Origin of the sequence: Sphingobium anseongense, from assembly GCF_037725245.1 — a bacterium.
Classification (GTDB): Bacteria; Pseudomonadota; Alphaproteobacteria; order Sphingomonadales; family Sphingomonadaceae; genus Sphingobium.
In genome coordinates this window covers 1-8,325 of sequence record NZ_JBBJUL010000022.1, presented here as the reverse complement: position 1 = coordinate 8,325, position 8,325 = coordinate 1, and the positions used below count along the sequence as shown (strand labels likewise).

At 57.8% G+C, this 8,325-nt stretch carries 7 protein-coding genes and 1 pseudogene; 3 read left to right on the top strand and 5 right to left on the bottom strand.

Features of this window, described 5'->3' with window-relative positions:
* The 3 genes from WG908_RS16320 to WG908_RS16310 all read right to left on the bottom strand — a co-directional run.
* A partial coding sequence (locus WG908_RS16320; RefSeq protein WP_340187571.1) for a tautomerase family protein occupies positions 1-222 on the bottom strand: 222 nt, incomplete at its 3' end.
* Between the two features lie 86 nt (positions 223-308).
* Positions 309-1,151, bottom strand: a complete 843-nt coding sequence (locus tag WG908_RS16315) for an alpha/beta fold hydrolase (RefSeq protein WP_340187570.1) — start codon at positions 1,149-1,151, stop codon at positions 309-311.
* Positions 1,152-1,381: 230 nt separating this feature from the next.
* Complete coding sequence (locus WG908_RS16310; protein ID WP_340187569.1) at positions 1,382-3,754, bottom strand: TonB-dependent receptor; 2,373 nt, start codon at positions 3,752-3,754, stop codon at positions 1,382-1,384.
* Positions 3,755-3,967: 213 nt separating this feature from the next.
* On the opposite strand from WG908_RS16310, the pseudogene WG908_RS16305 reads away from it, so the two are divergent.
* A pseudogene (locus tag WG908_RS16305) lies at positions 3,968-4,141 on the top strand (IS3 family transposase); the annotation flags it as partial.
* A 127-nt stretch (positions 4,142-4,268) separates the two neighbouring features.
* On the opposite strand, the gene WG908_RS16300 reads toward WG908_RS16305, so the two are convergent.
* Complete coding sequence (locus WG908_RS16300) at positions 4,269-5,144, bottom strand: LysR family transcriptional regulator (RefSeq protein ID WP_340187568.1); 876 nt, start codon at positions 5,142-5,144, stop codon at positions 4,269-4,271.
* On the opposite strand from WG908_RS16300, the gene mmsB reads away from it, so the two are divergent.
* Together mmsB and WG908_RS16290 are read left to right on the top strand one after the other, a co-directional pair.
* Positions 5,143-6,201, top strand: coding sequence for a 3-hydroxyisobutyrate dehydrogenase (mmsB, locus tag WG908_RS16295; RefSeq protein WP_340187567.1), 1,059 nt, complete (start codon positions 5,143-5,145; stop codon positions 6,199-6,201). The genes WG908_RS16300 and mmsB overlap by 2 nt on opposite strands.
* A 35-nt stretch (positions 6,202-6,236) precedes the next feature.
* On the top strand, positions 6,237-7,727 hold the full coding sequence (locus tag WG908_RS16290; RefSeq protein WP_340187566.1) for a CoA-acylating methylmalonate-semialdehyde dehydrogenase: 1,491 nt from the start codon (positions 6,237-6,239) through the stop codon (positions 7,725-7,727).
* Between the two features lie 61 nt (positions 7,728-7,788).
* Here the strand turns inward: WG908_RS16290 and WG908_RS16285 are convergent, their stop codons facing one another.
* The gene (locus tag WG908_RS16285; RefSeq protein WP_340187565.1) at positions 7,789-8,145 is read right to left on the bottom strand and encodes a helix-turn-helix domain-containing protein; all 357 of its coding nucleotides are present in this window, start codon (positions 8,143-8,145) and stop codon (positions 7,789-7,791) included.
* Between the last annotated feature and the right edge of the window lie 180 nt (positions 8,146-8,325).

The following is an 8,325-nucleotide window of genomic DNA, read 5'->3' as shown; positions in this document are numbered from 1 at the left end:
GGGAAGTGTCCTGGCGATGTGATCAATATGCACTCGAACGAAGTTCTGAGAATCTTCGCCGCCAACGAATAAATTGCCATTCTTAACTTCTTCGAAAAAGCACACAACATAGAATTTCGGTATTGGAATATTGGTATAAAGGGATGTTACAATCTCAGAGAACCGATGCTTTTCTTCCGTTGAGTATGCGTTCTCTGGGTGGTATATTCTCCAAAACGGCATTTCACTCTCTCCAATCAGGTTTTTTATATGTGTTTTTAATAAAATTAAAATCAATAAAATAAGATAAATTATCTATAGCGCATGATCTATCTCAGGAAATTAAGAATGATATTTCCGAAGTCTTCATAATGAGGGAATAGAAATCCGTGGCCCTCGTCTCCATAAATGACTGTAGTTACGTTATTCGAACGCTTCGCCATCGCAAAAGAATGTTCCGAAGGTAGCATTACGTCATGCGCGCCATTGGCCACGAGCATCGGCACCTCGATTTCCTCAAGTCGATCCCATGCGGCGTTTTCGCCTCCCATGAACTTCATGCAGGCTTGCAACTGATTTCCCCAGGCCTCCGGCGCTACCTCCGCCTGCGACTTGAGCAGCCGCGTGTCGAGTCGGCGGAGCGACTCCAGGCCCGAGCGACGCCCTTCTTCATGATCCCCAAAAAACAGGAAGATATAATCCTCATCGACATTGGTCGGAGAGGTCATCACGTCGAACACACGCTGATTCGGCTCGTTCGGATCGGGGAGGCCTCCTGGCGTACTGCCCAGGACCATCAAGCGTCGCACCGCCTCCGGATAGTTAAGCGCCGTAACCAGAGCGGTCATGCCGCCCATCGACCATCCGAGCACATCGGCTTTTTCGACCCCGAGAGCGTCGAGGAAATCCTTGACCCGTTCCGCTGCGCCCGCGATCGTGTCAGGGACCTCGCCCGTGCTCTCACCCACGCCCGCATTGTCGAAAATAATCACACGCTTTTGGGAGGCAAGAACTTCCAGAAAAGCTGGGTCCCAATGATCCATCGTTCCTCTGAAGCGCTGCAGCAGAACGATGGGCGGCGCCGGACTTTCGGCACCGAAGGCGCGATAGGCGTAAGTGGCGAATTTACCTTTGACATTCGATGTTTCGGCGGTGTCGGAGGCATATACCATAACAAACATCTCTTCTTGTGGGTTGGAATATACAACCCACTCATTACAGATGCCCCCGATTCTGTCAAGATTACGCGGCGCGTCGGCATCGGCGACCCGGGGCGTCATCAATAGGTACGGAAGCGAGGGGTTCCGGCCCCGCAAGATCAACTGTAGGGCGTGCCAGCAACGGCGGCGAGCCGAAGGCGCATTATTTAGACACGCTAAAATCGCTGTAGGGACGCTCTATTTCAATTGAAACGGTAGGCCAGCGAAACGCCATATGTCGCTGGCTTTCCAGTGTAACGGACCACGGTATCAACAGCGAGATTGGCGGCAGTCCAATAATAGGCGTTGCCGATATTCCGGCCCCAGACGGTAACCCGCCAATCACCATCTTTCGTTTCGATACCGGCCCTCAGGTCGACCACGGTATAGGCCTTTACGTCGAAATTCTTGAGCTCACCAAAGGCGCTGTTTGTGTGGCTCTGGTAGTTGAGGTTACCACCGATAAAGCCGTCGAAACGGTCGTTCAGACGTGTCTTGTAAGTCACGTCCGAGACCAGTTGCCACGTGGGCGTGTTGGGGAAGCTTTCGCCGTCGAAATTTCTCAGCGCTCCGACAGGATCGTAGTTTGTGAATCCGCCCTTGATGCGTGAGTCGATATAGGAAGCCGCCGTATTGATCGTCAGGCCGCGCACCGGCACCCAGGTGACCTGCAACTCGGCGCCTCGGACATCCCCTTTCGGTACGTTCACCAGTGCGAGCAGTGGACCAATTATGCTTGGCACACGGCCAAGTATCTGCTTGTCCGTATAGCGGTAGTAGTAGGCCGCTCCGTTCAGTTGCAACGTGCGATCCAGCAGCGATATCTTGAAGCCGGCTTCATAGGCCAGAACAGATTCCTGCTTCGCTGGCCGGAACTGATCAGTCGTGACGGCGCCGAGCGTTGGGAAGCCGCCCGCCTTGTATCCCTTACTTACATTCGCGTAGAGCAGCGCGCGAACGGCGGGCGTCCATTCGACACCGACGCGCCAGGAAACATTGTCTTCATTCAAATTGTCGTGAACAACCCCGGGAATCAGGTTTGCATCCAAAGTCAAGCAGGAGCCGGGGCCTGCGAGAACCGGCGAGCCACGTACAGCAGACCAGAACGGCCCGAACACCGACGCGCCATTGCCATCGCCTGAGTCGAAGGTGCAGCCGTTGAACTTGTTGCGGCTGTCCGTATAACGCGCGCCGCCGCTGAGCTTCAATGTGTCAGTCAACTCGAAATCGACGTTACCGAAAACGGCCTTCGTGGTTACGCTTTGATGATTAACGCCGTGAAAATTCGTGAACTGTGGTAGGCCGAGCGGCACAAAGGTAAATCCCAATGTGCTGTATGAAGGTGAAGTATACGTGTCATCAAGAATCTTGTCATGGGCATAGGTGGCGCCGAAGACAAACTGGCCACGACTAAATTGTCCCGCCAGACGCACTTCCTGTGAAATCGTGGAAATATCTCCAATCGCCAGCTGGTCGTTGTTATGAACCGCCGTCCCATCGACGTCCATGTCTTGATCAATATCAGTCTGGCTGAGCGAAGTAATTGATGTCAATTTCAGATTTTCCGCCAGATCATAGTCCATTCGGAGATTTACCTGGTAGAACTCGTTGCTGCGCGCATAGCTCCGATCCGGGTCCCAGTCCGCCGCGCGGGGATTTTGCGGCGCCAGTGGATAGGCGACTAGATCGGGTATTAAGCTCACCGTAGATGGATTGCCTGGCGAAAAGGCAATATACTGGCCCGCCGGCATATCTGATCTGTCCGCCCAGGCATTGACGTTTAGCTGCGCCCTGAATTTATCGGAAGGCGTCCAGTCCAGGAGCAGACGGCCATTGGTGAAATCAGTGCGCCCGAGCGTGCCGCCATGGGTGTAGCTTTTCTGCCATCCATCGCCGCTCTCATGCTGGACAGCAACTCTGGCGAGCAGGGTATCGGTGATGGGGCCGCTCACAAAGCCGCTCACGTCGAATTCGTTGAAGCGGCCGTAACTGACGTCCACACCGGCCTTGAAGGTCGCTGTGGGCTTGGCGGCGATGAAGTTGATCGCGCCGCCGGTCGCGTTCTGGCCGAACAAGGTTCCTTGAGGCCCCTTGAGTACTTCAACGCGCTCCAGATCGAGATTGGTGCCTCGTGTCTGGATCGGGAAAGTGACCGGCGCTTCATCGACATAGGTGCTGACCGTTGGGCGACCGCCAAGGGCGTTATCAATGAAGCCGACGCCGCGAAGCGTAAAGACGGGCAAGCCGTTTGACGAATCGGCATAGGTGAATCCTGGGACGACCTTGACCAGGTCACGAACTTCAGTGACGCCTCTGGCAGAAAGCTGATCGCCAGTCGCTGTAGAGATCGACATGGGTACTGTATTAACGCTCTCCTGACGCTTTTGGGCAGTGACGATGATGTCGGCTATCACTTGCTCCTGCAGCGCCGGGGCTTGCCCTGCAGCGGGGGCCGCAAAAGCTGCTGGACCGCCCAAAATAGCAACGGACACACCGGCGAGAGCTGTCATGCGAACGCGATGCGGCACACCACACTGACTTTTGCAGACGGACTTGTAGAAAATATGATTGCTCATTCCCATCCCCTCCCTATCGCAGATTGAAAATGCGTATATCAATTTATATGATTTTTATCGATATTATATGCAAAAAAGCTGCCGTCAAGCTTTGATCGTCGACCCCCGCAAGCTGGCAATTCTTTGAAAAGACATCCATCGATCGCGGCCCGATCCCACCCGACGAGAAGCTGAGGCCTTTGGGTATGCGCCGTTGCCCAAGGAAGCTGGGGATATCGCGAGGAGAACCTGCGGGTACATCGTCGCGGTGGCCGCAAGCGCGCCTTGGGCACGCGGGCGCCCATGGTGCTGCCGGACGGCCCGAACCAGCGCTGATCGCTCGACTTCGTCTCCGACACCCTGACGTGCAGCCGGCGGTTGCGCATCCTGTGCGTGGTCGACGACTATCGACCGCAACTGCCGCATATCGGGACTATCTCAGCTCTCAAAGCCAAGGATGTGTTCAAACATGGGTCACTTCTCAGCGGCAATCAACAGCCACTCCTTTTGAGAAGAGTCTTTGTCGGTCCTCGCTTCAAAGACGTTCCAATCGAGCCGCGCGACGTAGAAAATCCGACACGAGCCGCATCCGGGGTACGTCCTTCGTGCTATCTTGTGCCACAAGCCAGTAGGTCCGCGTCATCCGGATTGCTTCTGGAAGAATCGCGCGAAGCGTCGGGCTGTCCTTAGCAATGAAGCGCGGCAGGATTGCCACCCCCCCGCCTGCTATCACCGTCTGGCACTGAGCGAGGAGGCTGGTGCTGTGGATCCCGCGATCGATCGACACATCCTTGTCATGGAACAAGGGAAGATCCTTCGCCACAGAGATATAGTCCACGTAATTGATCAATCTGTGCCCTGCCAAGTCAGCGATTTCCCGAATCGCGCTTCTGTTCGCGAGATATTGTTCCGAAGCATAGAGATGGAGGGTATAGTTGGAGAGTTTGACAACCGTATAGGGCCCTCGGGTCGGACGATCGATTGTGATGAGAAAATCGATCTCGTTGCGCTGCACTTGGGTCATCCGAGGCATGATCAAGAGATCCACTCTGATATTTGGCCAATCACTCTGCAGTCGTACAAGATGGTGGGGAAGAACTGTCGCGCCGTACCCTTCCGTGCACCCGATCCGAACCAGTCCGCCTACTCCCGAAGCGGGTACGGCTTCGCGCCTTTCAATGCTCGCGTAGGCACGCTCCATTTCTATCGCCACCGGAAGAAGCTGTTCGCCGACTTCGGTCAAGGCGTAGCTTCCCCCTATGCGCGTGAAAAGCGAGGATCCGATAGTCCTCTCCAGCGCTCGGATCCGGCGCGAGACCGTCGTGTGCTCGACGTCCAGCTGACGCGCCGCCGCAGATAGGGTGTTCGACCGTTCGAGCTCCAGAAAGAAGCGAAGATCGTTCCAACTCATGTCACCTCGCGCAGTTACGCACACCCACTGTGCAATTCTTCGCCTTCTAGCATGGCGAGAAGACGTGTATCCGACATTTTCTTCAGCAGATCGGCGATCTGCCCACACAAGCGCACAATCGACGCGCGGCGAATATAGGAGAGATGATGTGCTTGTCGTTGCTTTCATCGGTCTTGGAGCCATGGGAAAGCCTATGGCCGCCAATCTCTCGGCCGCAGGCTTTAATCTCCGCGTTTTCGACGTCGATGCCGCTGCTACGGCGGCGCTTGTAGCCAGCGATTGTCAAGCCTGCGAGACGGCAGTGAGTGCCGTCGGCGCCGCCGATATCGTGATCACGATGTTGCCAAATGATGCCATCGTCGAAGATTTTTACATCGGTCCTGCCGGGGTGCTCCCCGCGCTGCGCGCCGGAACCTTGCTGATCGACTGCTCTACCATCTCGGTCGAGGCCACACGGCGGGTTGCCGCGGCAGCAACCTCCGCCGGGATGCGGATAATCGACGCACCGGTGTCCGGCGGGCCGCGTGGGGCCAAAGATGCGATCCTGAGTTTCATGGTCGGCGGCGAAGCGTCCGATTTGGCAAATGCCGAGCCATTACTGCGGGCGATGGGTCGCAAAATCATTCATGTCGGTGGCTCGGGCACCGGGCAGGCGGCGAAGATCTGCAACAACATGCTCGCCGCCACCATCACTGCCGCATCCGCTGAAGCGCTCGCACTCGGCGTCCGCAACGGGATCGATCCGGCAGCGCTGACCGAGGTGATTCAGATGAGCAGCGGGGGCAATTGGATGCTCGATAGGTGGCACCCCTGGCCCGGCGTGCGTGAAGATTCCCCCTCCACCCACAACTATAAGGGCGGCTTTCAACTGAAGCTGATGTTGAAAGATCTCGCGCTCGCGACCGGCAACGCTCAGGCGATGAACGCGCCGACGCCCTTGGCCGCGCTCGCGCGGAGCTTGTACGTGCTGCGATCGACTCAGTCCGCCGACGCCCTCGGCAAAGATTTCACCTGTATTCAGGAAATGTACGTGCCCGGCAAGACCGGCGCCTCCTAGTCGCTCTTGTGATCAGAAACCTTCGGAGTAAGTTAATGTACGTATCTCATTTCATTGGCGGGGAAGCTTACGCCGGGAAAACGGCGCGCTCTGGACCTGTTTTCAACCCGTCGACAGGCGAAAAGTCGTATGATCTGTCCTATGCCGATCGCGCGCTAGTCGATCATGCGGTACAGGTCGCGGCGCGCGCCGGCAAACTGTGGGGCGACACGTCGCAGGCGCGACGGCTCGGCGTCATGTTTCGGATGCGTGAGTTGCTGATCGCCAATACCGACAAGCTCGCGGAACTGGTCGGTGTCGAGAACGGCAAGACGATCGCCGATGCCAAAGGCGAGATCGGCCGCGCGCTGGAAGCGATCGAATATGCGACCAGCGCCGCCGAGGTGACGAAGGGCGAATATTCGCGCAACGTCGGCGGCGGTATTGACGTATTTTCGATCCGCGAGCCGGTGGGCGTGGTGGCGTGCATCGCGCCCTTCAACTTCCCCGTCATGGTGCCGATGATGATGGCGTGCATGGCGCTGGCCGTTGGCAATGCAGTGATCGTCAAGCCCTCGGAAAAGGTACCGGCCGCAACCTTCATGCTCGGCCAATTGTGGAAGGAAGCCGGTCTGCCAGACGGCGTCTGGAATGCGGTCAACGGCGACAAGGAAGTTGTGGACGCGCTTCTCGAACATCCACTGGTTCCGGTGATCAGTTTCGTTGGGTCGACTCCGGTCGGGGAGTATATCTACCAGCGCGGATCCTCCTTCAACAAGCGGGTCGCGGCCTATACCGGCGGCAAGAATCACATGATTGTCATGCCGGACGCCGATCTGGAGGAGGCGGCGTCCGCCTTTGTCAGCGCAGGCTACGGTTCGGCCAGCCAACGCTGCATGGCGATATCGCTACTGCTCCCAGTAGGACAGGAGACCGCAGACCGTCTGATCGAGATCCTGATTCCCAAAATCCGCGGCCTTCACATGGGTGCTTACAATGATCCGAAGGCGGATTTCGGCGCCGTCGTTTCCGCCGAGTCACGGCAGCAGGTGCTCGCCGCCATGCACAAGGCGGTGGAGGACGGGGCCACCGTCCTGGTCGACCGGCATCATGAAGTCGCTGGCCAGACCGGCTTCTACGTCGGCGCAAGCTTGCTCGATCATGTCCGGCCCGACATGGATATCTACAGGCATGAGGTGTTCGGGCCGGTGCGTGGCATCGTGCGGGTCGCGGACCTGGACGAGGCGATCCGCATCACCAATGACCATGAATTCGGCAACGGGGCGGTCATCTACACGCGCAGCGGCCCGGCCGCGCATCGCTTCGTGGCCGAGGTGAAGGCCGGCATGATCGGCGTGAATGTGGCGGTGCCAGTGCCGGTGGGTCATCACAATTTCGGCGGGCTGCGCCGGTCGAAGTTCGGCGACGCGCACATGTTCGGTCCAGACGCGGCGCGCTTCTACACCGACGCGAAGACGGTGTCACAGCGTTGGGCTGGCGTGGAAGCGACACAAACCGTGTCCATGGCTTTCCCGAGCAACGGCTAATTAGCAGCTTGATGGCGCCCGCCTCTTCGGCGGGAGCGGGCGCCATCGGTGCGCTGGCACCTCAGAGGGCGGAGAAGGGCGCGGGATTCCAGATCTCGCGTGTAGCTGCGTCGCTCTCCGGGCCATGCTCCCATGGATACCCGGCCAGCGGGTCTATGGTCAGGACGCTGCCTACCGATCCGCTGATCTGTCGCCACATGCCCATGATGCCTCCGGATATCGCCGCAAGCCGGGCACGCTGCTCGTCGTTCAGGATCGAGGCCCGCCCCGGCGCCCTACGCGTTACAAGACCATCGGCGCCAACTTCGTTGAACCGCAGGACCCAGTCGCGCACGATCTGAAGCGTGACGCCCGCGACCTTCGCCGCTTCGCTCCGGCTTGCGCCGTCAGGATCAAGGCCACCGCCATCAGCCGCCAAACATGGTCCGCATCACCACTTCGCCGCGCAACCCGACGCAAATCAGCCGAAGTGTAGTCAGTTCGAACCCCAATCGCCGCTGCCATCGCAAGCCTCCATGTGCTTGCAACGTCGAATCAGATTTTCAGCAACTTGAGTGAGTCAGCATCACCGCGCGTTGGTATAACTTCCTACCGCTCC

Bases quoted from the DNA above. Each gene is read 5' to 3' on its own strand.
- WG908_RS16310 (WP_340187569.1), bottom strand. From the start codon at position 3,754: ATGAGCAATCATATTTTCTACAAGTCCGTCTGCAAAAGTCAGTGTGGT.
- WG908_RS16300 (WP_340187568.1), bottom strand. From the start codon at position 5,144: ATGAGTTGGAACGATCTTCGCTTCTTTCTGGAGCTCGAACGGTCGAAC.
- WG908_RS16315 (WP_340187570.1), bottom strand. From the start codon at position 1,151: ATGGTATATGCCTCCGACACCGCCGAAACATCGAATGTCAAAGGTAAA.
- WG908_RS16290 (WP_340187566.1), top strand. From the start codon at position 6,237: ATGTACGTATCTCATTTCATTGGCGGGGAAGCTTACGCCGGGAAAACG.
- mmsB (WP_340187567.1), top strand. From the start codon at position 5,143: ATGTCACCTCGCGCAGTTACGCACACCCACTGTGCAATTCTTCGCCTT.